The organism is Hassallia byssoidea VB512170 (assembly GCF_000817785.2).
GTDB classification, from domain to species: domain Bacteria; phylum Cyanobacteriota; class Cyanobacteriia; order Cyanobacteriales; family Nostocaceae; genus Hassallia; species Hassallia carrinoi.
The window spans coordinates 1-24,799 of record NZ_JTCM02000100.1 but is presented as its reverse complement, the minus strand read 5'-3'; the positions used below and the strand labels follow the sequence as shown (position 1 = coordinate 24,799).

Annotated in this window: 22 protein-coding genes and 1 pseudogene; 16 read left to right on the top strand and 7 right to left on the bottom strand. The window is 42.5% G+C overall.

Annotated elements, in window-relative coordinates; all coding sequences use genetic code 11:
- The 4 genes and pseudogenes from PI95_RS27900 to PI95_RS27885 form a co-directional block, all read left to right on the top strand.
- Positions 1-485, top strand: a 485-nt coding sequence (locus PI95_RS27900) for an NACHT C-terminal helical domain 2-containing protein (protein ID WP_444881581.1), incomplete at its 5' end; no start/stop codon positions are given.
- An 82-nt stretch (positions 486-567) separates the two neighbouring features.
- Positions 568-738, top strand: a pseudogene (locus PI95_RS27895) (BRCT domain-containing protein); the annotation flags it as partial.
- Between the two features lie 101 nt (positions 739-839).
- Entirely contained in the window at positions 840-1,055 is a 216-nt protein-coding gene (locus tag PI95_RS27890; protein ID WP_039752594.1) for an AbrB/MazE/SpoVT family DNA-binding domain-containing protein, read from the top strand.
- Positions 1,052-1,471 carry a type II toxin-antitoxin system VapC family toxin gene (locus PI95_RS27885; protein WP_039752593.1) on the top strand — a complete coding sequence of 140 codons (420 nt, stop codon included), beginning with the start codon at positions 1,052-1,054 and terminating at the stop codon, positions 1,469-1,471. The genes PI95_RS27890 and PI95_RS27885 overlap by 4 nt, the downstream gene beginning before the upstream one ends.
- 175 nt (positions 1,472-1,646) lie before the next feature.
- Here PI95_RS27885 and PI95_RS27880 read toward each other — a convergent pair whose 3' ends face one another.
- On the bottom strand, positions 1,647-3,554 hold the full coding sequence (locus PI95_RS27880) for a cytochrome-c peroxidase (RefSeq protein ID WP_336507629.1): 1,908 nt from the start codon (positions 3,552-3,554) through the stop codon (positions 1,647-1,649).
- Between the two features lie 476 nt (positions 3,555-4,030).
- On the opposite strand from PI95_RS27880, the gene PI95_RS27875 reads away from it, so the two are divergent.
- From PI95_RS27875 to PI95_RS27840, 8 genes are all read left to right on the top strand, one after another.
- Positions 4,031-4,576 carry a hypothetical protein gene (locus tag PI95_RS27875; protein ID WP_236117222.1) on the top strand — a complete coding sequence of 182 codons (546 nt, stop codon included), beginning with the start codon at positions 4,031-4,033 and terminating at the stop codon, positions 4,574-4,576.
- Between the two features lie 92 nt (positions 4,577-4,668).
- Positions 4,669-5,844 (top strand): GNAT family N-acetyltransferase, encoded by a 1,176-nt coding sequence (locus tag PI95_RS27870; protein WP_039752591.1) that lies wholly within the window; start codon positions 4,669-4,671, stop codon positions 5,842-5,844.
- 82 nt (positions 5,845-5,926) lie between these two features.
- Entirely contained in the window at positions 5,927-6,844 is a 918-nt protein-coding gene (locus tag PI95_RS27865; RefSeq protein ID WP_039753914.1) for a DMT family transporter, read from the top strand.
- A 326-nt stretch (positions 6,845-7,170) separates the two neighbouring features.
- A complete protein-coding gene (locus PI95_RS27860) occupies positions 7,171-8,865 on the top strand; it encodes an alpha/beta hydrolase (RefSeq protein WP_039752590.1) in 1,695 nt (564 codons plus the stop codon).
- Between the two features lie 146 nt (positions 8,866-9,011).
- Complete coding sequence (gene truB, locus PI95_RS27855) at positions 9,012-9,872, top strand: tRNA pseudouridine(55) synthase TruB (RefSeq protein WP_039752589.1); 861 nt, start codon at positions 9,012-9,014, stop codon at positions 9,870-9,872.
- A gap of 179 nt (positions 9,873-10,051) precedes the next feature.
- The gene (locus PI95_RS27850; RefSeq protein WP_039752588.1) at positions 10,052-12,124 is read left to right on the top strand and encodes a TonB-dependent receptor domain-containing protein; all 2,073 of its coding nucleotides are present in this window, start codon (positions 10,052-10,054) and stop codon (positions 12,122-12,124) included.
- A 12-nt stretch (positions 12,125-12,136) separates the two neighbouring features.
- A complete protein-coding gene (locus PI95_RS27845) occupies positions 12,137-12,433 on the top strand; it encodes a hypothetical protein (RefSeq protein ID WP_039752587.1) in 297 nt (98 codons plus the stop codon).
- Positions 12,434-12,545: 112 nt separating this feature from the next.
- Positions 12,546-13,034, top strand: coding sequence for a HugZ family pyridoxamine 5'-phosphate oxidase (locus PI95_RS27840; RefSeq protein ID WP_039752586.1), 489 nt, complete (start codon positions 12,546-12,548; stop codon positions 13,032-13,034).
- Between the two features lie 57 nt (positions 13,035-13,091).
- On the opposite strand, the gene PI95_RS27835 is transcribed toward PI95_RS27840, so the two are convergent.
- Together PI95_RS27835 and PI95_RS27830 are read right to left on the bottom strand one after the other, a co-directional pair.
- Positions 13,092-14,063 (bottom strand): RpnC/YadD family protein, encoded by a 972-nt coding sequence (locus PI95_RS27835; protein WP_039752585.1) that lies wholly within the window; start codon positions 14,061-14,063, stop codon positions 13,092-13,094.
- A 141-nt stretch (positions 14,064-14,204) separates the two neighbouring features.
- On the bottom strand, positions 14,205-14,495 hold the full coding sequence (locus PI95_RS27830) for a hypothetical protein (protein ID WP_039752584.1): 291 nt from the start codon (positions 14,493-14,495) through the stop codon (positions 14,205-14,207).
- A gap of 374 nt (positions 14,496-14,869) precedes the next feature.
- On the opposite strand from PI95_RS27830, the gene PI95_RS27825 reads away from it, so the two are divergent.
- The 3 genes from PI95_RS27825 to moaA all read left to right on the top strand — a co-directional run bounded on the left by PI95_RS27825 (position 14,870) and on the right by moaA (position 21,315).
- Positions 14,870-18,874, top strand: coding sequence for a CHAT domain-containing protein (locus PI95_RS27825; RefSeq protein ID WP_039752583.1), 4,005 nt, complete (start codon positions 14,870-14,872; stop codon positions 18,872-18,874).
- A 195-nt stretch (positions 18,875-19,069) separates the two neighbouring features.
- Positions 19,070-20,005 (top strand): trypsin-like serine peptidase, encoded by a 936-nt coding sequence (locus tag PI95_RS27820; protein ID WP_039752582.1) that lies wholly within the window; start codon positions 19,070-19,072, stop codon positions 20,003-20,005.
- 323 nt (positions 20,006-20,328) lie between these two features.
- Complete coding sequence (gene moaA / locus PI95_RS27815) at positions 20,329-21,315, top strand: GTP 3',8-cyclase MoaA (protein WP_039752581.1); 987 nt, start codon at positions 20,329-20,331, stop codon at positions 21,313-21,315.
- A gap of 237 nt (positions 21,316-21,552) precedes the next feature.
- Here moaA and rpsD read toward each other — a convergent pair whose 3' ends face one another.
- On the bottom strand, positions 21,553-22,161 hold the full coding sequence (rpsD, locus tag PI95_RS27810; RefSeq protein ID WP_039752579.1) for a 30S ribosomal protein S4: 609 nt from the start codon (positions 22,159-22,161) through the stop codon (positions 21,553-21,555).
- Positions 22,162-22,250: 89 nt separating this feature from the next.
- Positions 22,251-22,418, bottom strand: a complete 168-nt coding sequence (locus tag PI95_RS27805) for a hypothetical protein (RefSeq protein WP_163519257.1) — start codon at positions 22,416-22,418, stop codon at positions 22,251-22,253.
- A gap of 87 nt (positions 22,419-22,505) precedes the next feature.
- Here PI95_RS27805 and PI95_RS27800 point away from each other — a divergent pair, with 87 nt between their 5' ends.
- Positions 22,506-23,129 carry a hypothetical protein gene (locus PI95_RS27800; protein WP_163519260.1) on the top strand — a complete coding sequence of 208 codons (624 nt, stop codon included), beginning with the start codon at positions 22,506-22,508 and terminating at the stop codon, positions 23,127-23,129.
- A 37-nt stretch (positions 23,130-23,166) separates the two neighbouring features.
- Here PI95_RS27800 and hetR read toward each other — a convergent pair whose 3' ends face one another.
- Both hetR and PI95_RS27790 read right to left on the bottom strand, forming a co-directional pair.
- Entirely contained in the window at positions 23,167-24,066 is a 900-nt protein-coding gene (gene hetR / locus PI95_RS27795) for a heterocyst differentiation master regulator HetR (protein ID WP_039752577.1), read from the bottom strand.
- 489 nt (positions 24,067-24,555) lie between these two features.
- On the bottom strand, positions 24,556-24,799 hold a 244-nt coding region (locus PI95_RS27790), incomplete at its 5' end, for a hypothetical protein (RefSeq protein ID WP_163519256.1).

Genomic DNA, 24,799 nt, shown 5'->3' with positions numbered 1-24,799 from the left:
TGGACAAAAATGGACAGCCTTCATCCGAAAATGTCGTGGGGGATCGAGGATCTAGTAAACAAGGCTGTCCATTTTTGTCTATTGTTTGTGAAACCCACTGCAACGCCTACCCCAGCGCCCACGGCAGCGTCGAAACCATCGATGGTTTTGTGAAGTACACTCACCACCTAAAAAATCTCGAAATATTTAAGAACATAGACTTGACTGGACTAATTGACCAAATGAAAGCAATTAAAACTCAAATTCTTGATCATAAGCAGCCAAAGCCCGCACTTGACTCCGAAACTAAACACTTTTTTGAAACATGGCTTCATGCTTTCAACCTCACCCTAGAAATGGTTAAATTATCTGAACAAGAAATCAAAGCACTAAAAAATTACCTTTATGCCAATCGCCTCATCATAGAGTGTAAAAAAGCAGCAGTGTCGGTGGCGCCATCAACTTGGCAACAAATTGAAGATAGGATGTTGAAAATTGATTCGTAATAGCGAGAAGTACCCCTAGCTATACTAATAATCAATATTGATAGTAAATAACGTGTAAATGCTGCTCTTTATGGTATAAATAGAGGCATTAGCGTTGATTCAGAAAAATGGTGGTAAAGTTACGGAATCTGTGAGTAAGAAAACTGATTATTTAGTTGTGGGAGAAGATGCGGGTTCTAAGTTGGAAAAAGCAGAAAGTTTGGGAATTACGCAGTTGAGTGAAGCGCAATTGTTGGAGATGGTGGAGGAGTAACGAACCGCTAAGAAAAAGAAGCGTACATTTATAAAATTCAAATCCCAGGTTTATTTAGGTACTGTATCCTTTAAGTATAGAATTGAGAAAAACTGGAATTTATGAAACTAAAGGTGACAGAACAAGGCGTGGTTATTCCTAAGGAGTTTTTAGAGGGAGTTGAAGAAGTGGAAATTCGCAAGGAAAATAATCTGATTGTAGTGATAACAACTATAAAAAGCGATCCAATTTTGTCAATGGGGATGCATCCAGTCTCTTGTGGTGTAACGGATGCTTCTGAACAAGCAGATACTTATATTTACGGTTTTAATGAATGACTACTGTTTTTTTAGATACGAGTTATATTATAGCGTTGGAAACAGCAGATGATATAAATCATGATTTGACATTAAAGCATTGGCAAAGTTTTATTCAGAAATTACCTCGAATGGTAACTACATCTTATGTTTTTGATGAGATAATTACTTTTTTTAACAGTCGAAATCCTCATGCGAAAGCTGTTGAAACTGGCGAACGCTTACTAAGTAGTCCATCAGTTCAATTTATCCATGTTGATGAAATACTGTTTTTTGAGGGATGGAGGTTATTTCAGCAGTTTGATGATAAGTCTTATTCGCTGACTGATTGCATTTCTTTTGTGGTAATGACACAATTGGGAATCCGCACGGCTTTAAGTTTTGACAAGCATTTTGTTCAAGCAGGTTTTGAAAAGTTACCTTACAAGAAGGAATAAGCCAAAGTATGAATAACAAAAATAAAGATAATTCAACTGAGAAGACAACGGACATTGAGTTATCTAATCGCGAAGCGAATCTTACTAAGAAACCCGGTTTTTTTGAAAAACCGGGTTTCTGTTATGCCGCAAGTCGATTAAGATTTAGAGTCCGGCTTTTGTGCGCTAATTAGCGCTACTCTAAGAAATTTGGGGTCGGGGTGCCACCGTTACGACCAACAGCAGGAATTTCCAACAGATTATCCGTGGCTTTTCCGGTGCCGTCGTTGGTAACAGATGATGTGTTACCCGGATGTCCGTTAGGGACGAACAGTTGCGGATGGTCGAAGGGTGCTTTATCATAGCGGACTCGCTCATCCGTGAGTGCTGTCATGAAAGCTACCAAGTCATCTTTTTCCGCTTCGGTTAACGTTGGTGAAATTGGGGCGAGGGCGCTTCCCTGGCGGAAGTCTCCACCACGATTGTAGAATTCTACCACTTGCCGCAGAGTCAACTGTCCACCGTTGTGAAAGTAAGGAGCGGTAAGTTCCACGTTGCGGAGTCCGGGGGTTTTGAAGTTTGCGTCCGCAGCTATTATCGCATTTGAGGGAACTGTGAGATTCGGATCGCCAAGAAGCTGCTGGGATTTACCTTGTTGAGCCACTCGCGTCTCAGAAAGCGGGTTTCCGAACGGGTCGTTATCACCCACACCAAGGTCATCTTGGGTAGGTCTGACACCAATATTAAAGAAACCTTGGTCAAAGAAGATTGTTGGACCATTAGGTACGCTGAAGGATGCAATTCTTCCTTGTTGGTTCACGCTGCTAACCGAAGCGCTAGTAAATTCTACTCCACTATGGCAACCGACGCATCCAGCTCTTCTCAAATCATTAAACAACGCTTTACCCCGTTGCTGCTGCTGGGTTAGGGCGTTGCGGTCAAACGGTGTATCATCGGAGACGAGCGTAGACTCGTACATCTGAATCGACAGTCCGAAGAACAGCGGGAAGTTGTACTCCATCAGCGTGTACTCGTTTGTCGCCAAAGAGCGATCGGGTTTTTTGACAATAGTTCGTTGACCATTGGCATCAATTTGGATCATCCGGTTAGACTTCCACCACTCTGATTTGAAAGCATCCTCAATCAACTTTTCGTAGGTAGCCGTTTTTAGACCGGGTTTAGACCCTCTGCTTTCGGCACCTAAAACGCTGTCTTCTGGGTGTACTAACTGCCTGCCTAAGGGACGAAGCGGAACTAGCTTCTTAGCCAGTTTTCTCGGCAGCTTTTTGCCTTTAGAAGCGCTCCTGGATTTTTTGTCGATATCTCCGAACTTATCGCCAATTTCCGCAAAGGTTCGACCGTCAGCCGACTGCTCAAAGGAACTGAGTGGCGGACCGACCGCTTGAGAAGCTAAAGACGAATTGTTAAGCCTAAGATTCGGATCTTGGGCGATGTTGACCAGCTCTAGCTTACTTGGGTTGTCTGCTCTTCCAACAAGGGCATTGGGATCTCTTAAGCCGAAGGGACTGACGCCGTTGAAGATGTCCTGCGCTCTTCCATCCCAGAAGTTGCGGAAGTTGAACACCGCGTTAATCGTAGTTGGGGTGTTGCGCGGCTCGACTCGGCGTACATTTGTCCCTCCCACGTTAAAGACCGGATCGGGCTTGGGGTTTACTGTGTCCTCTGCCTGACCGGGAACGACATCAACGAACTCTGCATTGAAAACTCCTTGGGAGGAGGTAACATCGTTAGCGTCAGACAAAACGGTACTGCCGGCGTTATTCGGGTCTGACAGCTTGTGAAATGGATAATCTTCCGGCTTTAGCTGGTAGTTCGGTGCCCCGCCAACTTGAAAAGTTGTATCCGGGTTCAAAGTAACTAAAAGCCCAGGATTTATCTGATTTTTCGATCTGTTGTCCGCTCCGGCATGAAAGTGACAACTGGCACAGGACAGCAAACCGTCGCTACCGACCTGCATATCCCAGAAAAGGGATTTTCCTAGCTTGATCGCAGCAGCTTCGTTTTTAACAAAGACTGCGAGATTGTTAGGCTTTGGAACTTGCACATCCTTGAGCGAAGTCGGAGGTGTAATCTGCGCGGACACAGTATGTCCACTTATAACCGCTGCGACAACTATTACCGCAATTGTTATAGGTTTTGAATTCTTTGATACCAGTCCGGTAAGGTTGAAAAACTTAAATTTCTTACCTGAGGCTAGCAGTAAGTATAGTATACTTATAAAAAGTAATACTATGATCGAAGTTAGTAGTATAACCATGATGGCAACTCCTCTTCCGATGTTGTGAATACACAATAAAACTTACGCATTTACTTGCTTTGATTGTGTGCCTAAAGCCTTACTTGATTTGCCCAACAGAAGTTAAGCATAAATGAGCTTTCCTTCTATATTTTTTATGGGTGCAAGGAAAATCAATTTATGCAGTTTTGGCATTATGTGGAAACAATTACCACTATTCTGGTCAGTTCAACCAAGAAGACTGAGTTCTGTGCCGTGAATACACGTAAAGGTCTCAAAGTCAAGTGCGTAAGTCCTAAATTTTTATTTACTTGAGAAAATCTTTGAGCATCGCCCAAAAGCAGTCTAATTATGGATTAAAAAACTCTTGGGTAATGCTATTAGTAAGTGAACAACCACAATTAAAAACAAGACGAAGTATGAATAACAAAAAGAAAGATAATTCAACTGAGAATACAACAGATATTCAGTTATCTAATCAAGAATCGAAAGAAACTCCTAAAACACTTGACGTAGACGGTCATCGTCCAATTGACCCAAGTAATATTGAGGTTGAGGATACTTATGACATAGATGGTCAGCGTCCAATTGGCAAGAGTAATTTTCGCTCTTGTGAGAGTTATGAAATAGATGGTCAGCGACCAATTGGTAAAAGTGATTTTGAAGATCATGATACCCTAGACGTAGACGGCAAGCGTCCAATTGACCCAAGCGATCTAGTGGTTGGGGATACTTTCGATATCGATGGTGAACGTCCGATCGCTAAAAGTACTTTTCAGGTTTCTGACACGATTGACATCGATGGTCAACGTCCAATCACCTCAAATGATAATAAAAAACCTGAATTTATAAAGGATTATGTAGATTAGTTCCCACGCTTGTTTAGGCGATCGCCGTTGGCGATCGCAATACCACTTTATGTAGTATGCTTGTAATTGCATGTTACTAGGCGGTAAATTGTATGACGCCTCAATTTGAATACAGTCAGAATGTCAATCCGGAAGATGTTAAGCGGCTGGGTAATATTCTTGACCAGTGTTTTCTCGAACTAGATGAAAGCGAAAGCTACTTTAACCGCATTGGTGTAGAAAACCTCCGCGTCATCCATCAAAATGAGCAAATTGCTGGGGGACTGGCAATTATTCCGATGAGTCAATGGTGGGGTGGTGTTAATGTACCGATGACGGGAATTGCCGCAGTTGGCATTGCTTGTGAATATCGCGGAACAGGAGCTGCGATCGCTTTAATGCAGCACACCGTCAAAGAACTTTATGCCAATGGTGTACCCATCTCCGTACTCTATCCAGCTACTCAACGCTTGTATCGCAAAGCAGGGTATGAACAAGCTGGTAGTGCTTGCATTTGGGAAATTCTCGCTCAGAGTATCCAAGTTCGAGAGCAACCGTTACCTATCAAACCTGTAGTTCCGATCAATCTTGAACTATTTCATGATTTATATCAAAAGCAGGCAAGACTTAACAATGGGCATTTAGACCGCAATCAATTCATCTGGCAAGATGTTAGCCGACCATTAGAAAAACAAACGCCATACGCTTATATTATTGGGGAAGCAAACCAACCTCAAGGCTACATTATCTTCAGCCAACACCCAGACAAGGATGGTGCTATTCTGCGAATTCGGGATAGGGTAGTCCTGACAACTGCTGCTGCACAAACTTTTTGGTCTTTTATAGCCAATCATCGATCGCAAATTGACAAGATACGCTGGAGGAGTTCTGCGGTTGACTCTCTAAGTTTGATGCTACCAGAGCAAACTGCCAAGATAAAGCATATCAGCCGCTGGATGCTGCGCGTGATAGATGTAGTCAAAGCGTTAGAAAAGCGGGGTTATCCAACGAAAATTCAAACTGAACTTCACCTAAAAGTTGAAGATGACTTAATAGCCCAAAACAATGGTAAATTTATCTTATCTGTTGCCAACGGACGCGGTGAAGTCACAAAAGGTGGAAAAGGTGAGTTCAAGTTAGACATCAAAGGATTAGCACCGCTTTACACAGGTTTATTTACACCGCAGCAATTGCAAATAACCGGAAAACTTCAAGCTACAGAAACATCTCTAGATACAGCTACACAAATCTTTGCAGGTTCCTCCCCTTGGATGATAGATTTCTTCTAAGGGGATGCTTGTAGTAAGGGCTTCAGCCCTTAAAGCCTCTGTTATGAGGGCTGAAGCCCTCACTACGAATCAAAACAATATGATGCATCAAAGTTCAGGTCGCTGGCGTTTAGGACTCTTGCTATCGCTTTTGACCGTTTTTTTATGGGGAATTCTACCTATTGCTTTGGCGGTAACATTGCAAACACTCGATGTTTACACTGTTACTTGGTTTCGCTTTATCGTTTCGTTTGCATTGCTTGCCGTTTATTTGGGGGTGCGAGGGAAGTTACCAACGCTAACACAACTGCGTTCTGCTTCTGGGAAACTGTTAGCGATCGCTATTATCTTTTTGGCTAGCAATTACGTTCTTTTTTTGCAAGGTTTAGCGTTAACGTCACCCGCTAACGCAGAAGTTATCATTCAATTAGCGCCGGTGTTATTAGGTTTCGGTGGTTTAGTTCTTTTTCGCGAACGTTATACATTGCGTCAGTGGCTGGGTGTGAGTGTGCTGATTGTTGGTTTTTTATTGTTCTTTCACGAACAATTAAATAATTTAATTACAGCGCGTGGTACATATCTTTTAGGTACTGGTTTAACTGTGTTGGCAGCGATCGTATGGGCAATTTATGCTTTAGCACAAAAACAGTTATTACAATCTTTATCTTCTGCCAGCATTATGCTGATTATTTATGGAGGATGTGCTTTATTATTCACTCCTTTTGCTCATCCAAATACAATTTTTACACTCGATTTTTTGCATGGCGGAATATTGTTTTCTTGTGCTTTAAATACTTTAATTGCTTACGGTGCTTTTGCAGAAGCATTAGAGCATTGGGAAGCATCGCGAGTAAGTGCAGTATTGGCTACCGCTCCGATTGTGACTTTAATATCAGTTGAAGTTGTATCCGTAGTGGCAAGTAATCTGATTGCGCCAGAACGCTTGACTTTGACAGGTATACTCGGCGCGGTTTTGGTTGTATCTGGTTGTGTAGCGATCGCTTTAGGAAAATCCAAATAATCTAAATTTTTATGCCGGTAAATTTACGGGATTTTTTTGTCAAACGATCGCTTTTTTCTTGTTGCATTTGTCATACTGAAGCGGGTGAATTTATTATTTGTTATGATGTTATAGCTACCTAAGAATTGTTAATTCATATCTGGGTAGTTAGGTAGTTTGACCTATGTTAATAACTCTCAAGAAATTTTATTTTGAATTTCTTAATTAGAGAAAAAAACAAAAATCAATACTTCACCAGGCGAATCGAATTTCAAACAACCAGGGTGTCCGTAACTACCATAGCTAACGCCTCGCGCTCACAACATAACCTACAACATCGTTGATCGATGAACAGCTTGTTTGGTATTTGGACCAGCACCCTGAGAAAAAATTTTCTATGGCTGGTTCTCTCAACGCTGCTGCCTACACTTGGGATAAGTAATTCAGCACGGGCAGCAGAGCGAATTTATGCATCTTACTCGGCTTTAGAGCGTTCTATTTCCATCAATGCTTTGGAAAATTACGCGAAAAAGAATGTAATTGACGACGACTTGGCAGTTTATCAGCAATATGTGCAACCACAACAGCTTCAGGAGTTACGCCGTGCTTTAGTCACACCAATCAAAGTTAACTCGGTAGCGGTTTCGCAATTTCTCTACACACCCCAAGGAGAATTTCTCTTAGGACGTTTGGGAGAAGTGATTAAAACCGAATCTCGTCAACCCAAACCCGGATTTCATGCCTTACGTTCAGCGCTGATTTTAGCTTCTGCGGAACCAGAAGGCTTAACGTTATTAAATTTGTTAAGAAAGTATCCCAGTCGCAGCATTCACATTGATTTAGCGCGTAGCCTGGGGATAGCAGGAGAACTGGAAAAACTCGTTAGTGAAACTAATCGAGCGATCGCCGCAGTTTCCCAAAAGTCTAATACAGAAGCAGCGATCGTTCAACCGTGGCTAAATCTCTCGCAATTGCCAGATTTACGTCGCAAAGGAAAGTTTGCACTCAAAGATAAAGAGACACTAAAGATTTTTGACTTAGCACGCAATCGGCTTTTACTGACAGATGTTTACCTTCCCAATGTTTCCACACCCGCAGCAGTAATAGTCATTTCTCATGGTGTCGGTTCAGACAGCGGCAACTTTGAATATTTAGCGAATCACTTAGCATCCTACGGGTTTGCTGTCATCGTTCCCAATCATCCGGGTAGCGATGCGAAACAACTGCAATCCCTTTTGAATGGACGCGCTAGTGAAGCTGCAAATCCGCAGGAATTTGTTGACCGTCCTTTAGATGTCAAACATATACTTGATGAATTGGAGATGCGGAACAAATCCGATTCCCGATTTAAAGGACGGCTAAATCTGCAACAAGTTGGTGTAATTGGTCAATCGTTTGGTGGTTACACAGCTTTAGCCTTGGCTGGTGCTAAAATTAACTTTCAGGAATTAAGAAAAGACTGTAGCAAACAGGCATTAAAAGATACTTGGAATCTGTCTTTATTGCTTCAGTGTCGCGCTTTGCAATTGCCAAACAATCAGTATAACTTGCGGGATGAGAGAGTTAAAGCAGCGATCGCCCTTAATCCAATCACTAGCAGCGTCTTCGGAGAAGCTGGCTTAAAAGAAATTCAAACTCCCGTAATGATTGTTAGCAGCAGTGATGATACCATTGCACCAGCTTTATACGAACAAATTCTGCCCTTTTCCTGGATTGCCAATACCCAAAAGTACCTAGTTGTGCTTGAAGGTGGAACCCACTTTTCTGCGATTGGCGAAAGCAAGAATACCACTGAACAAGTAGGATTACCTTCAGAGATAGTTGGCAACAATCCAGCACAAGCGCGTCAGTACTTGTTACGTATGAGTTTACCTTTTTTTGAAACTTACGTAGCCGGAACCTCAAAATATATACCTTACCTCAACGCTGCTTACGTCAAAACCATTTCTAGCCAACCTGTAGGTTTAAGTCTTGTCCAGTCCTTAACAACAACCGAATTAGCGCAAGCGCTGAGTGGTGAGGTGAAAGAAGTTAAGCCGTAAAATGGGAATTGGGAATTGGTAATTGGTAATTGGTAATTGGTAATTGGGCATTGGGCATTGGTAATAATTCTTTCCCCATTCCCCATTCCCCATTCCCCATTCCCCATTCCCCATTCCCCATTCCCCATTCCCCATTCCCAAAATCCGTGCAAGGCTTTCTAAATCTCAACAAACCATTTGACTGGACATCTCACGACTGCGTAGCGAAAACGCGCAAACTGTTGCGTCTCAAGCGCGTGGGACACGCAGGAACATTAGATCCAGCCGCAACCGGGGTGTTACCAATCGCACTTGGTAAAGCCACAAGATTATTGCAATATCTACCAGGAAACAAAGCTTACAAAGCGACAATTCGCTTAGGTGTGCAGACTACAACCGATGATTTGCAAGGTGAAATTATCGCTTCTCAAATCTGTGCAGTCAGTTTAGCAGATGTGGAAACTGCACTTAAACAATTTCAGGGAAAAATTCAGCAAATTCCCCCAAGTTACAGTGCAATTCAAGTTGAGGGGAAACGCTTGTATGATTTGGCACGTAAAGGCGAAGTCATAGAAGCGCCGGCGCGAACAGTTGAGATTTTTCAGATTGAAATTTTGGATTGGCGATCTGGAGATTTTCCGGAATTGGATGTAGCGATCGCCTGCGGATCTGGTACATATATAAGAGCGATCGCTCGCGATTTAGGTATCATTTTACAAACTGGCGGTACTCTCGCTGCCTTAACACGCACTGAAAGCAGCGGTTTTCACCTAGCAGACAGTCTCACTTTTAGCGACTTAGAAGCAGGAACCTTTCAACCAACTCCCCCGGATGCAGCCTTACAGCATCTACCATCTATCACCTTACCAGCAACATCTGCTCAAAAATGGTGTCAAGGACAGCGCATTCCTTTCATGGATATTACCGGCACAGCGCGAGTTTACCATGAAGACAAGCGTTTTTTAGGAATAGCCCAAGCCGAAGCCGATATGTTAATTCCCACAATGGTATTTGAACCAATTTCTTAAATATAACAATCCTAAATCGATTGTCAGACTCTCTACCTTCTCCTCCTCTGCTTCCTCAGCTTCCTCTGCGGTTCGTCTGCCAATACCCTAAAGTATGACAGCCTGTCTTTTGACAGTTTTTTCCGCTAACAGCAAAAATAACACCTGATTGGTATTTTTACTTAGTGTGAGGAAACAGGGTGAGAAGGTATCTTCTTTTGCTTTCAGTTAGTGTAACAAGTTTAGCTTACGCATTTCCTACCGTAGCAGCGGATAAATCGTCTCAGGTAATATCAGACATTCCTAATTTAAGCGAAATCAAACTACCATCAAAGGATGCTCAATTATTAAAGCAAACTGAATTAGATAAACTTAGCCAGTCACCACCAACAACTGAACCAGAACCACAAACCAGCGATGATGCAGATATTAACTTAGAAGTAACTGGCGAAGAAGATACTCAGCCTCAATCTACTCCAGTTTATGTAATAGATAAAGATGAAATTCAAAAACAAGGTGCTAATAGTGCCGCAGAAGTATTAAGAGGTTTACCCGGATTTGCTATTAACGATGTCGGTTTTGGTGCAGATATTCACACCGGAACCTTCTACCGAGGACAGTCAATTAATCAGTCTGTATTTTTGTTAAATGGCAGACCGATTAACAGCAACATTAACATTTATCATGGCAATACTGACCTCAATAGCATTCCCGTAGAATCGATTGAACGAGTAGAATTATCAAGTGGTACAGCCTCCACATTATACGGTTCAGAAGCCGTTGGCGGAGTAGTTAATATTATCACCAAACAAGGTGAAGGTCCGCCTAGATTCAGTGGTTTAGTGCAATATGGTTCTTTTGATGAATCTAACTATCGTACTAGCTATGGTGGCGCTCTTGGTTCCGTCAAATTTAATATAGGCTACGAAAAGTACGACGCAGAAAATAATTACAAAGTACCTGTCGGTGCTGTTAATCGTGATGCAAATGGACGTTTCTTTAATGGAGATACCGCGACTAGCAACTACTTTGGTAATGTTACTTTAGATGTAAATTCCAAAAATACTATCAGTTTTGATACTAATATAATTAGCAGTCGCCGAGGTTTAACTTATTTTGGTTTCCCTCTTCAAAGAGACAGACTTGACCACGATGTATTCAGTACTGGCTTATCTTGGAAAAGCCAGCTTGGTAATGCTAAAGATTCTACTCTTAACGCCACAATCGGCTATGCTCAAGATTATTTCAGCACTTATGGTCCAAGTGGCACTAGTTTTTATCGTCGAGGTACATTAGATTCCCAAGCTTTAACTGCGAGAGTAGAACATCAGTGGCAATTCAATCAAAATAACCTTCTACGTTGGGGATTAGATTTAAAAAATAACAACCTTGAAGGAGATGTTCTCAGTAATTTACCTAATCGAATTCGTTTTAATGGCAGTGAAAATAGAGATAGATTTCAAACAGCAATATTCGCTTTAAATACTTGGAATCTAACAAAGAATTTTCAAGCAGATTTAGGATTGAGACAAAACTTTAATAGCGAATTTGGTAGTTATCTTAATCCTAGCGTCGGGTTAAAATATGCACCTAGCGACAATATTGCAGTGCGTGGAAGTTGGGCATCAGTGCAACGCAACCCTGGTATAGACCAATTGTATGTTTATGATACCGTTCATGGCTGGTCGCCCAACCCCGACCTCAAACCGGAAACAGGTTCTTCTTGGACAGCAGGACTTGATGTCAAATTATCTAATAATTTAACCGGGCAATTTACTTACTTTGGCAGTAGTTTAGATAACCGTTTGGCAGTAAGTTCAGCAGGTCAGTGGACTAATATTGGCTTAGTAAATACCAACGGTTTAGAAGCTGCTTTACGCTTGCGAATTGCGCGTGAATGGTCAACTTTTATCAACTATACTTATACTGATGCCCGCATCGAATCAGGTTTAGACAAAGGATTGCAATTAGGCTTCGTTCCCTACTCAGTAGCACAAATGGGTCTAGGTTATGAATCCAACGGTTGGCAGGTTAATCTGATTGCTAGTTACAACAGTGGTTCGCGAAGAGCCTTTTATACGTTACCTGGTCAGTCTACCACAGATTTCTCACCCTCTTGGTTGAACTTGGATCTTGGTGCTAGGATTCCTATAACGAGAACCTTGGGGTTAAATCTTTTTGTCGAAAACTTGGCTGATGTTCAGTATGAAAAAGCTAATCGTGTTTATCAACCCGGACGCGCTTTTAGAATTGGTGTATCGTCAAGTTTTTAACTAAGCAACTCGATGAGAGCTAGAATTGAAAACAGCGTACTTTTTTTACACCACGAGGACTTACCAGAATTTAAAAAAGGTGGTTCCGTGGTGAGGAATTCATACTTTTGGGCATTGCGTTCAATCGCCGGTCGTGCTACACGTTATCGTGATTGGGAATATGAATCAGAAGTTTGGATAGCGCTATCGCGAATGCTTTTATCCTTTACCGAATCGGGTTATTTAGGCTTAAAAGAAACCACCCTCGAATTTCCTTTATCTCAAGGTGAAATTCCCGACGTACTGCGGTCTATTTCCACCTGGGAATAGTTTTTTACATCATACTGTAGGGTGTGTTAGGCGTAAGCCGTAACGCACCGAAAATATCAGATGGTGCGTTAGCGTAACGCACCCTACAGCGCTACAAAATATATATCAAACCATGAGCAAAATTGAAGAAGCACAAGCTGCGTATCAAAATTTCACAGATGAATTTCAAAGTGTTATCCTCAGCACCGTTAGCGAAGAAAATCAACCTAACGCTAGTTATGCACCTTTTGTGATGGATGAGGCAAAAAACGTTTATATATTTGTTAGCGGTCTTTCACCTCACACCCGTAACTTGTATGCTAATTCTCAAGCTTGCATTCTGTTTATTGACGATGAATCGAAATCCGAGCAAATCTTTGCCCGTCGTCGTCTAACTTTTGATTGTTCTGCAAGTTTAATTGAAAGAGAAACTTCAGAGTGGAATCAAATTGCCGATCGCTTTGAAGAACGTTTTGGAGACATGATTCAAGTTTTTCGTGGCTTGGCTGACTTCCGCATTTTTAAGCTTACACCTCATGAAGGGCGCTTTGTGATTGGTTTTGGTGCGGCTTATCAAATAACTGCTGATGATTTTAATAGTTTAAAGCATATTAAAGGTTAGTTTGTAGTTAAAGTTACGTTATTGTATAGGCGATCGCGCTTATTGCTTCACACAATCTCAAGTCTGACGAAATCTTGCCAACAACTCCTCACGAGATGATTGCAGCAACAAACCAGTAAACTCTTCTGGTGGTAATACAAGCATTGGCTCTATAATTGCTACTAACTCCTCATCCAATGTCCCAAAGCGGACACGCAGCAAGTTTTCTATTGTAATGCGACGTTCCCTCTGAATACCTTGCTGCATACCTTGCTGTTGTCCTTCTTGTCTAGCCTCTGCTAACCGTTGTTCATAAATCTGGATACCCTGCTGGATACCTTCTTGTCTTGCCTCTGCTAGCCGTTGCTCATAAATCGGTGATAAGCGCATAATTAAATTCCTATCCTCTTGATCTACATTTTGACCGATTTCTAAGGTAGTCTTCAAATTAACTAACAAATCTATAGCTTTGGAACGTAAAGGATTATTTTCTGGAAGTGCTTCTAGTTCATCTATTGCCTGTTGCTGAACTCTTCCTTTACCTAGAATTCTCAACCAGAGAGTTTCTTCGGTACGCGGTAGCTGGTGAATTGCGACAATAGCTGTTTTGAAAAAGTCTGCTAAAAAATAGACTCCAGCACCCCAGTTATCTTCATCAAGTCTAGCTCCAAATCCATCTAAAAGCGACACAGAAGCGGTAGGCGATAAAATCCACAAACGCGGTAATTCGATTTCATAAACGCGAGTATTATTACGTTTAGCCTGACGTTCTAAATCAGTAAAAACATCAAACAATTTGTGTAGACAACCGCGAATTTCACTTTTAGTTGCCGCATTTCTAAACGGTTCAAACAGTGCTGCTGTAGCAGCAAATCGCCCTAATAATCCTAGCGGTATCGTGTTGTTTGAAGGTTGAGGTGAGGGTGCAAAATAAACATCAATCTCTCGCACTTCTGCCGCAACCTGACGGCTTGTTTCTACTTTTCCTAATGGCAATAACAACTCTTGGAGATAATCTTTGGCAAACTGGTCGTAGGGAAATCTGGTCATTTATTCTTTGACTCACATAAGCGCTAACAATAGCCACCAGATAATTTAGTAGTGCGTCAAGGACTAATTGACGGATAATTTTTCTGTAGAGACGGCGATTTATCGCGTTTCTCTAACCGTCCAAATGAGTTTGACAAACTATTAGTATGTGAACATTGTAATCTTGTACATTAAACTTTTTGCACTTATTCGCCTAATTAAGGAGTGTTTTTTCAAATATACTTCAACCTGAAGCCAAAACACTTCAACCTGAAGCCAAAACACTTCAACCTGAAGCCAAAACACTTCAACCTGAAGCCAAAACACTTCAACCTTAAGCCAAAACGCTTCAACATTAAGCCAAAACACTTTAACCTTAAGCCAAAACGCTTCAACATTAAGCCAAAACACTTTAACCTTAAGCCAAAACACTTCAACCTTAAGCCAAAACATCCCCCTGCATTTAAAAACGCTACGCTTTTACGCTCATGCTGTACTAAGACAAACCAGAGTTTTTAGCCTGGGTCGGCAGGCTTTGTACGCACAACGCCCTAGGCTTCTAGCCTAAGGGGTTTTGGGGTTTAAAAACACCCCCTAGCCCTATTTTCAAGGCAAATCTATTCTGCCCCAACGACCTACAGTTTTTTCTCATTTTGGCGTGAACTGTTACAAAAACCGAAACACAAGTAGATTTTTCCCAGCAATACCCGTAAAATAACAATGAAACTTCAGAGAAATCACTGAAGTCAACTAAATATATTTACTAACAAGCAGGATTCGTGCCGGCGGGATTCTTGCTGCAACTAATAACTTGTTGAGGCTTGAGGATGAAGAAAAGTGCAAGGTCTCAGCGGACTTTCTGGTGCTTGCTGCCCAGTTTTACCCGCTACAGTTTAATTTTGTTACTCAGTGGCGTTTTGTTATCTGAGTCAGTGGGGGCAACACCTGAGAGAAGGTTGCAAATAGCACAGCAGGCGAAACGAGGGTATTCAGATTCATTTGCAGAAAATATACCTGGGAAAGTTCCGGCTAGTGTCAACATTACAAGCTTACAACTGCAAATAGCCCAGTCGCCAGCTACGAAACCACAAAACGCAAAACCTGCGCTAAGTCCGGAAGAAGCGAAAATAAAGCCACTGACGGATAAAGCATCTCAACTCTTCAAAGAAGCAATAGAACTGGCTCGGCAACCATCAGCAGCATCACAGCGACAGGCAATTACAAAATTAGAAGAAGCGCTAAAAATCTGGAGATTACCAGAAATACGTGCCGTAATACCTCAAAAAGCTCGCTACTTTGAAGCCACAACACTTGATCTGAGCGCCACTATCTACAGTGAACTGAATGAAAACACCAAAGCTCTGGGATATGTGGAGCAAGCATTAGCTATTTGGCGAGAACTAAAGGATAGACTTCAAGAAGCTCGTACACTTATGACGTTCAGCATGATCTACGGCTTCAACCTGACTGAATACACAAAAGCTGTGGGATATGTGGAACAAGCATTAGCTATCTTGCGGGAATCTAAAGAACCAGAGGCTCGCTCCCTGCAAGGTTTAACGCTCTCAGGACTTGGTGAATTTTACCGACAATTAGGGGAAAAGCAAAAAGCGATTGATGCTTACAACCAAGCCCAGTCATTGTATCATGCTGACAATCAACCAAAAGAAGAGGCTGAAGCACTATCTGGACTTGCTGGGGTATATGGTAGATTCGGCGAACCGAAAAAGCAGCGTGAGTATTTAGATCAAGCCTTAGCGATTCACAAGGCAAATAACGATTTACCAGAACAAGCCAGTACACTGACATTTATCGCATTAAACTACCAAAAATTGGGCGAAACAGAGAAAGCCCTTGATTATCACCAACAAGCACTAAAAATCTATCGCCAAACAAAAGATTTATTTGAACAAGCAAGGACACTCAATAGCATAGGCTTAGTCTACAGTTCAAGGGGCGATCGCCCTTCAGCAGAAAAATATATCCAGCAGGGTTTAGAGTTACAAAAGACAGTCCAAAGACAATTAGGACAGGACGTAAAATCTCAAAGAAATCAAATCATTATTCTCAAGAGTATTGCCATCAGCTATTTAGCGTTGGGTGATACACAGCAAACAATCGTCTATTTAAAACAAGCACAAATTATTGCCCATGAGTTAGGTCGAACCCAGGATGAAGCAGAGTTGATTTCCAGTATTGGTCAGGCGTACTATAGTCTAGGCGAGACTCAAAAAGCCAATGAGAATTTTACTCAAGCTTTAAAGCTACAAACTGAAATTAAAGATTTTCAAGGAAAAGCTAAAACGCTAGTAAATATTGCTTCTATCCATACAAAATCAGGAGAATTTCAGGAAGCCCTAAATAGACTCAACGAAGCACTGGAGATTTCTAAGCAAAAACAAAACTCCGATCTAGAAGGAGGGATTATCTTTGAGATGAGCAATGTTTACAGAAATTTAGGGGCTTATGAATTAAGTATCGAAAAAAGCAAAGAAGTTTTGGCAATATATCAGCAAAGCAATCCGAGCTTAGTAAGAGTTACTCTCTCTTCCATAGGTGTTGCTTATCTAGCAAGCTGCTTTTATCAAAAAAAACCAGAAGATTGTCATCAAGCATTGGATTATTCTAAGCAGGCGTTAATATCTGCCCGCGAACAAGGTTCTGTTTCTGACGAAATTACCAATCTTGGAAATATGACCAAGGCTTATGAATTATTGCAGGATTATCCCCAAGCGATAGAAAATGGCGAAAAAGCTTTGGAATTATCTCGCAAATATAACCTTAAGGATCATGAAAATAGTGCTCTCACTTTTTTAACTGCCGCTTATGAACGCGCAGGAGATCATCAAAAGGCTCTTGATGCCAGCAAACAATCTTTGTTGCTATCACAGCAACTAGGAGATTTAACATCACTTGCCACCGTCTACAAAGCTCAAGGTATAATTTACACCTCTATGAAACAGCCGCAGCTGGCTATAGAGGCTTACAATCAACAACTAAAGCTAGCAAAGCAAATAGGCGACATATCCTATCAAACTTTTCCACTGTATAAAATAGCCATCATTGAGCGCGATAGAGGCAATTTCAACCAAGCCAAGACGCACATAGAAACAGTTATCGGCATTGTTGAGAATACACGCAGCAAAGTTACAAGCCAAGACTTACGTTCTTCCTACTTTGCGACAGTGCAGGATTATTACCAATTCTACATTGATTTGTTGATGCAACTGCACAAAAAAGACCCATCAAAAGGATATAACGCTCAAGCACTGCACATTAGCGAACGCTCCCGCGCCCGTGGTTTAATTGAACTATTAACCGAAGCTAGAGCAAATATTCGTAAAGGCGTTGACCCCAAACTTTTGGCAGAAGAAAAGCGTTTACAACAGTTAATTGATGCTAGAGGAAAACTCCGGTTTGATATAGTTAATAGTGACAAAATTAAAGACCCCATTGCGAAAGTCAGCGCCGAGAAGCTTCAAAAAGAAGTCGAAACCCTCCTCACTCAACAAAAAGAACTACAAACCAAAATCCGCACTTCAAGCCCAAAATACGGGAATCTGATATATCCCGAACCCCTAAAATTATCGCAAATTCAGCAACAACTCGATAAAGATACTCTGTTATTAGAGTATTCCTTGGGTGAAGAACGTAGCTATCTTTGGGCTGTTACTCCCAACTCCATCGACAGCTACGAACTTCCCCCACGCAAGCAAATAGAAGAAGCCGCAACAAAATTTAAAAATGACTTGCAACAACCGAGAGGAGGGGACTTAACAGCTTTATCTGCAACTAAACTTAGTAAACTCATCCTTGCACCTGTGGCTGACAAGTTGGGGCAAAAGCGTTTGGTGATTGTGGCTGATGGTGCTTTGCAAACAATTCCCTTTGCGGCATTAAATGACCTAACCCCCCAACCCCTTAAGGTGCAAGGGAAGGGGGAGCAAGATAAACTCCCCTCCCCTATGAGGGGAGGGGTTGGGGGAGAGGTCAATTATCAACCTTTGATAGTCAACCATGAAATAGTTAATTTGCCTTCGGTTACAGCGATCGCTACCCAAAGAGTTGACCTCAAAGGACGTAAAAGCGCACCAAAAACTCTCGCAGTGCTTGCCGATCCGGTATTTGAAGCGAATGATGAGCGAATCACTGGCAAACCTGCAATTCCCGTTCCTAACTCGGATTTTCGCGGTCAAATAGAACAATCTGACCTGAAACGAGGCGCAAAAAATCTCAATCGCAATGTCTGGGAAAGAATCGAAGGTACAAGCACTGAAGCAAAGGCGATTTTAGACCTCATACCATCTTCTAATAATCTGCAAGCTTTTGGCTTTGATGCTAACTACAACTGGGTAACAAATAAGCAACTTTCTCAATATCGCTTTTTACATTTTGCTACCCACGGCTTTGCAGACCCCAATAACCCGGAATTATCAGGAATCGTTCTTTCTTTGTTTCTAGACAAACAAGCTAAACCTGCGGATAGAGGTTATTTACGATTAGGTGACATTTTTAATCTTGACTTTACAGCCGATTTAGTAGTACTAAGTGCTTGTGACACTGGTTTGGGTAAAAATGTCAATGGTGAAGGATTAGTAGGCTTGACAAGAGGATTGATGTATGCAGGGGCAGAACGAGTAGCTGTGTCTCTTTGGCAAGTTAACGACGATGGGACAGCAAAATTGATGCAAGAATTTTATACAGAAATGTTGAAACAAGGCAAGTCGCCTACAGTTGCTTTGCGTGCTGCACAAATGAAATTATGGCAAGACCAGAAGTGGCAAAATCCTTATTATTGGTCTGCCTTCACTTTACAGGGTGAGTGGCGATGAAGAAACCTAACCCCCCAGCCCCCTTCCCTCGTAGGGAAGGGGGAGTAAGAAGGGGAGGGATTGGGGGAGAGGTTCGACTTCCAGTTAATCTTGCTCCCCTCCCCTCATAGGGGAGGGGCTGGGGGAGAGGTCTGAGTCTGTGACACACATTATGATTTCAAAAACTTCAATTTTCCACAAAGGAGTAATAATCTTATGACTAAACAATCTTTTGCACTATTTCTATCAGCAATTCTCAGTGTCGCAACTTTGGGCTATTGGGCATCAATGCAAGCACAAGCACAGACACAAAGGCAACAAACTACCCCACCGAAGTTTACCAGCTTTAAAGATGCAGGTAAGTTACGCATACAAGGCAATAATAAACCTTTTATGCCATCTAATCTTGGTCAGTCGGCAAAACCTAATGAAGGTGGTACGCGGGGAATTCCTGACCAGATAGACGATCGCATCCCGATGTTGAGTAGAAAATATCCTTGGTCAACTATTGGACGAGTGCAAGGTACTACAGCGGATGCTAATAGTTATCATTGCACGGGAGCGTTAATTGCCGAAGATATTATTTTGACCAATGCCCACTGCGTCATCGACCCGGAAACTGGTAAGTTAAGCCAAAGAATTCAATTTCTGCCAAACGTGATTGATGGTCAAGTACAAGATACGCGGGATGTGGCAGAAGTGGTGGATGTTGTCTATGGCACAAATTTCAAAGATGGTGCGAAACTCGATGCAAATGACTGGGCTGTGATGAAAATTAATAAGCCCCTAGGTCGCAAGTACGGCTATTTAGGTGTAAAATCTGTTGCTTCCTCAACTTTGATTCGCAATCAGAAAAAATACTTTTTTGTCGGCTATTCTCGCGATTTTCCCAGCAGCAAATATCAACAATTTTTTACCGCTGGTGCTGGATGGACGGCAAGTTTTCAAGCTGGTTGCAGCATTTTGAAAGAAGAAGCGAATTTTCTTTTACATGATTGCGATACTGCGGGGGGTTCTTCTGGTGGACCGATTATCGCGCTAGTTGATGGTGAACCTTATGTTGTTGCTTTGAATGAGGGTGAGGTTAAAAACTCAAGCACCAAGCAGGATTTATTCAATGTGGCGGTGAAAATTGATTTTTTAGATAAGTAGAGTGCGAAAAATTAGTCTACATTTTGTACTACTCTCAATTAGCTTTCAATCCCGCCTAGGACTGCAAGTCCTAGGCTAATAGCCCAAGTCCATTAAAATAGACTGAAATCCATACGGTAGCTACTATTTAGTCCTATTTATAGGAATGAGCGCTGTTAGCCATAGGTTTATAACCTATGGCGGATTGTGTTATGTCAAATCCACAATCAAGCTAAATTCACGTTAGCTTAAAAGCATGTAAATAAAATTTATCAAGCAAGCTTGTATAGCTGGACAAAAATCGCGTCTTGTGAATCAAGACTAAAAGATAAATCTATAAAATTATGAACCAGGTAGATTACCTCCGGATAAGTTTAATCGATCGCTGTAATTTTCGCTGTCAATACTGTATGCCGGAAGGGGCAGAATTAGACTATATCCTCAAGCAACAGCTTTTGACTGATGCGGAACTACTCACCCTAATTCAAGAGGTGTTTATCCCCGTTGGTTTTACTCGCTTTCGCTTGACTGGGGGAGAACCGCTGTTACGTCCCGGTGTGGTGGATTTGGTTCATGCGATCGCATCTTTCCCCCAAACTCAAGACCTCTCGATGACAACCAACGCCTTTTTACTCGCGTCAATGGCGCAAAACCTTTACGATGCAGGTCTGCGACGCATTAACATTAGCTTAGATTCTCTCGACCCAGATATATTTGACCAAATTATCGGCAATCGCGGTCGTTCTCGATGGCAAAATGTATGGGAAGGAATTCAACAAGCATACCATGTGGGATTCAACCCACTGAAACTCAATGTAGTGATAATTCCGGGTGTTAATGACCACGAAGTTCTCGATCTCGCTGCCTTGAGTATTGACAAACAGTGGCACGTTCGATTTATTGAATTTATGCCGATTGGCAATTCGCAGTTATTTGGCGATCGCGGTTGGGTTTCTTCAGAACAGTTGCGCCAACAAATCCGCGAACGTTGGGGTTTGACAGAATCGCAAGTTTGTGGTAGTGGACCTGCTGATGTATTTCAAATTCCGGGAGCGAAGGGGACATTGGGATTTATCAGTCAGATGTCAGAATGTTTTTGCGATCGCTGTAACCGGATGCGCTTGAGTGCAGATGGCTGGCTGCGTCCTTGTTTATTAAATGAAAGCGAGCAACTTGATTTGAAAACTGCTCTGCGCGCAGGTGTCAGCACCGCCAAATTGCGAGAGCAGGTTAGACATTTATTGGCAATGAAGCCAGAAATCAACTTTAAAGGACGCGACACGGGAACAATCGGTGTTTATTCTCGCACCATGTCGCAAATTGGCGGATGAAACAATTTTGGATTTTGCGAAAAGTTTGAGCGGAGGTTTCCTCCGTTCGCCCTTGGCGTTGCCGTTGGCGTTCGCGAAGCGTCTCGAAGAGAAGCCTCTCCGACAGGAGAAGGCATCAAAGCTTTTCAAGACGGATTTTGGATTATTTAGGTTACTTGCATCTTGTCCAAAATCTTTGGTTGTGACGAGTAATCCGCAATTTACAATCCAAAATCTAAAATCTAAAATCTAAAATCCTTAAGCTTGACGTGAGTAATACTCAACCACGAGCAGTTCGTTAATTTGTAGCGCTACCCATTCACGCTCAATCACACCGTTAACTTTGCCTTGCATCTTGTTTTTATCAAACTCTAGATGATTGGGAAGGTTAGCTAAACCGGGATATTGCAAATTAGCTTCTACCAACTTGCGTGAATTTTCGCGGTTTCTCACCGCAATTTCTTCTCCGGGACGGCACTGATAGCTGGCAATATTCACGGGACGACCGTTAACAGTTACGTGACCGTGATTTACCAACTGACGAGCCGCTGGAATGGTGGGAGCCATACCCATGCGAAAAACAGTGTTATCCAAGCGCATTTCGAGCAATTGCAGCAGCACTTGTCCGGTAGAACCGGTAACACGTCTAGCTTTGCGTACATAACGTAGCAACTGCTTTTCGGTCAGACCGTAGTTGAAGCGGAGCTTTTGCTTTTCCTCTAGACGGATGGCATACTCAGAGCGCTTCTTGCGGTTCTGACCATGCTGACCAGGGGGATAAGCGCGTCTAGCGCTTTTACGACTTAATCCTGGTAAGTCACCTAAGCGGCGAGTAACTCTGAGGCGTGGTCCTCTATATCGGGACATGTGTTTCCTTAATCTAAATCCTGTTTAATTTTACCCAGACATTCCATTATAAATAGGTAGAAAACATTATTTCCATAAATTATTAATTTTTATATCAAATTGGGCAAGGGGGAATGGGTAATTGGTAATTGGTAATTGGGCATTGGGCATTGCAAATTGGTAATGAGAGATTCTTTCCATTCTCCATTCTCCACAAAGAATAGGGAGTAGGGAGTAGGGAGTAGGGAGTAGGAAATTTTTCTTTCCCCATTCCCCATTCCCCATTCCCCATTCCCCATTCCCGAATTTGAGATAGCATATGCTTGGGTGTTTGGAGAATGGCAATGTTAGCGATCGCAAAAAAAATGAGCAAAAGTCCGAATAAACACGTAAGTTATGCCTTAGGTAAGTTAAAAAATAAAACAATTCGCTTGTTCGCACCAGCTTTGGCTGTAGCTGGATGGATGGCAATGCCTTTACCTGGTATGGCTGTCACTGCCTCTTATGCGAATGATTACCGTGTTTGTGCCGGTCGCCTTTTAAGTGTCGGCGTAACTCCTGATGCAGCTTCTGTTGGTTGTGCAAACGCACTGCGTCCGAAAGAGTTGTCTTTGTGCGTGTCGAGAATTCAGAAACAAACGCAAATTGCAGCGACGGATGCACTCGCATCTTGTAACCAAGCAAGGCGTCCGGAAGATTTAGCCACTTGTGTGGTAGGTATTAGTGCAAATGTTAAAGAGGCTGTTAACCCGGCTGCTTTAAATTACTGTAGTCGCAGTTTGTTGCCAGTGCGTTTCGCTCAGTGTGTTGTGGGTTTGCGTGCGGAAACTGACTCTGCTCCTGTGCAAGCGATGGATAATTGTATTGATGCCAGTGACCGAGCGGTTAGCGGTTATTTACCTTCGTTTATACCGGCAACGCGATCGCAGCAAAATATCCAACCAGTTTTTGAGAGTACCCCAATTCCCACGAATCCCCCCAGAAATTAAAGCGATTAGCGCTTCATTTGCTAATCGCTGTTGATTATCAGTCTTCTTTGTTACCGAAGACCATCTGTAAAATCATGGGAACTCCTCCCTCTTGGTGATATTTATCCGCCCAAGCGCGGATAACTTCATCCAATTCTGACAGAGCCTGTTCTAATCGCTCTGGTGGCACATCCATAGTTTCCAAGACTCGCATCGAATTTGGTCGTCGTTCTGCCCAATCTTTCATCAAGCGAAAATACCGAGCGGTATCTTCGACCATGATGTATGTACGCTCTTGATCGTCAGCAGGAGCGTAAAAAGAACGGGTCAGAGCGTAGAAAGGCATTCCCCAAGGAGAATCAATCCTTGTCACCGTGCCTGAGTATAGCAGACGGCGCTTGATATGCTCCGCTAAAGCTTCACTCAAACCCATACGGTGTTCTTCGGGCAAGTCTTCCTGCGATCGCTTATGCAAAAATTCAATCAGTTCTAAAAACTCAAAAGAACTGACTAATTGGGCGTCAGGCAGGTTCTGCGGCAGTTTTTGTTCAATTTGCCTTTTTTCGTCAGAAGTCAGACTTGTACCCGGAATGCGCGATCGCCCCGGTCGCCAAGGAAACTTTTCCATCCACACATAAGGCAACTGAATTAGATAGCGCGGTTCTTGCGAACCAAGCATCTTCAACAGCTTGCCCTCTGTCAGCGCAAGTCTTACTTCTTCAACAATGATTTTCACCCGCTTCGGCTCAAGGTGGTGCAAATGTCCTGTCATTCGCAGGTTTTGTCCCTGCTCCAGATAGGTCATGTAAATCGCACACTTTGCTGCCGTTGCTGCCGCATCTAAAAACGCCCCATGCCGATGCCCACTAGTCCGCATGGCACTAAAAGCAAGATAAAGCATGATCTGATCCATCGCACTCGGACCAAGACGTTTGATCAGATCTATGTCGTTACTCATATTACAGACAGATGAATAGCACGTTTACACAGTTATCAGCTAAAGGAAAGTAAGTAGTATACACCCGACTGAAGGCAATATCTTCACTTCAGATTATTTAATTATGCGTTATTTATGAGTCTTCTTGGTAGTATGACGGAAAATTACCCGTACTTTATAACACACAGACACAGATATTAATGTTAGTATAGTTAAAAAATGCATCTTACTTGAACCTCAAGAACATCTGCAAATCTCAATACGGTCGATTTGATCCCCACAAAAAATTTATGGGGCGCTAAAGAGGAATATATGCAGTTTTTGAGGTTGTTTCACTTATGCGGCACTACCATTAATTGCATTTTCGCATGAGGACGAATGGTCTAGCGAGGAGCTTCTTACTTTAAAAGTAACTACAGATGCTTGCAGCATTTAGGATACAGCAGTTTGTCAATTAGCTGTGTAGTGAATGAAGTATAGCTTTGTCAAAAAAAGCTGATTTTTGTTAAGTTATGAAAACTGCGTAGGGGATGGGGCATTGGGCATGGGGCAATGGGCATAGGTTTGGCTGTGCGGTCTTGGTGTCGGACCAAGTGGAGCACCTGCCGTCATTGGGCATTGGGCATTGGGCATTGGGTAAAATTCCTCTCCCCCTGCCTCCCCTGCCACGCCAGATGCTCCACTTGGGGAAACCCCAAGACCGCACTGGCTCCCCTGCCACGCCAGATGCTCCACTTGGGGAAACCCCAAGACC

Bases quoted from the DNA above. Each gene is read 5' to 3' on its own strand.
- PI95_RS27890 (WP_039752594.1), top strand. From the start codon at position 840: ATGAAACTAAAGGTGACAGAACAAGGCGTGGTTATTCCTAAGGAGTTT.
- PI95_RS27885 (WP_039752593.1), top strand. From the start codon at position 1,052: ATGACTACTGTTTTTTTAGATACGAGTTATATTATAGCGTTGGAAACA.
- PI95_RS27870 (WP_039752591.1), top strand. From the start codon at position 4,669: ATGACGCCTCAATTTGAATACAGTCAGAATGTCAATCCGGAAGATGTT.
- PI95_RS27865 (WP_039753914.1), top strand. From the start codon at position 5,927: ATGCATCAAAGTTCAGGTCGCTGGCGTTTAGGACTCTTGCTATCGCTT.
- PI95_RS27860 (WP_039752590.1), top strand. From the start codon at position 7,171: ATGAACAGCTTGTTTGGTATTTGGACCAGCACCCTGAGAAAAAATTTT.
- PI95_RS27845 (WP_039752587.1), top strand. From the start codon at position 12,137: ATGAGAGCTAGAATTGAAAACAGCGTACTTTTTTTACACCACGAGGAC.
- PI95_RS27840 (WP_039752586.1), top strand. From the start codon at position 12,546: ATGAGCAAAATTGAAGAAGCACAAGCTGCGTATCAAAATTTCACAGAT.
- PI95_RS27835 (WP_039752585.1), bottom strand. From the start codon at position 14,063: ATGACCAGATTTCCCTACGACCAGTTTGCCAAAGATTATCTCCAAGAG.
- PI95_RS27830 (WP_039752584.1), bottom strand. From the start codon at position 14,495: ATGTTTTGGCTTAAGGTTGAAGTGTTTTGGCTTAAGGTTAAAGTGTTT.
- PI95_RS27825 (WP_039752583.1), top strand. From the start codon at position 14,870: ATGAAGAAAAGTGCAAGGTCTCAGCGGACTTTCTGGTGCTTGCTGCCC.
- PI95_RS27820 (WP_039752582.1), top strand. From the start codon at position 19,070: ATGACTAAACAATCTTTTGCACTATTTCTATCAGCAATTCTCAGTGTC.
- moaA (WP_039752581.1), top strand. From the start codon at position 20,329: ATGAACCAGGTAGATTACCTCCGGATAAGTTTAATCGATCGCTGTAAT.
- rpsD (WP_039752579.1), bottom strand. From the start codon at position 22,161: ATGTCCCGATATAGAGGACCACGCCTCAGAGTTACTCGCCGCTTAGGT.
- PI95_RS27805 (WP_163519257.1), bottom strand. From the start codon at position 22,418: ATGGGGAATGGGGAAAGAAAAATTTCCTACTCCCTACTCCCTACTCCC.
- PI95_RS27800 (WP_163519260.1), top strand. From the start codon at position 22,506: ATGAGCAAAAGTCCGAATAAACACGTAAGTTATGCCTTAGGTAAGTTA.
- hetR (WP_039752577.1), bottom strand. From the start codon at position 24,066: ATGAGTAACGACATAGATCTGATCAAACGTCTTGGTCCGAGTGCGATG.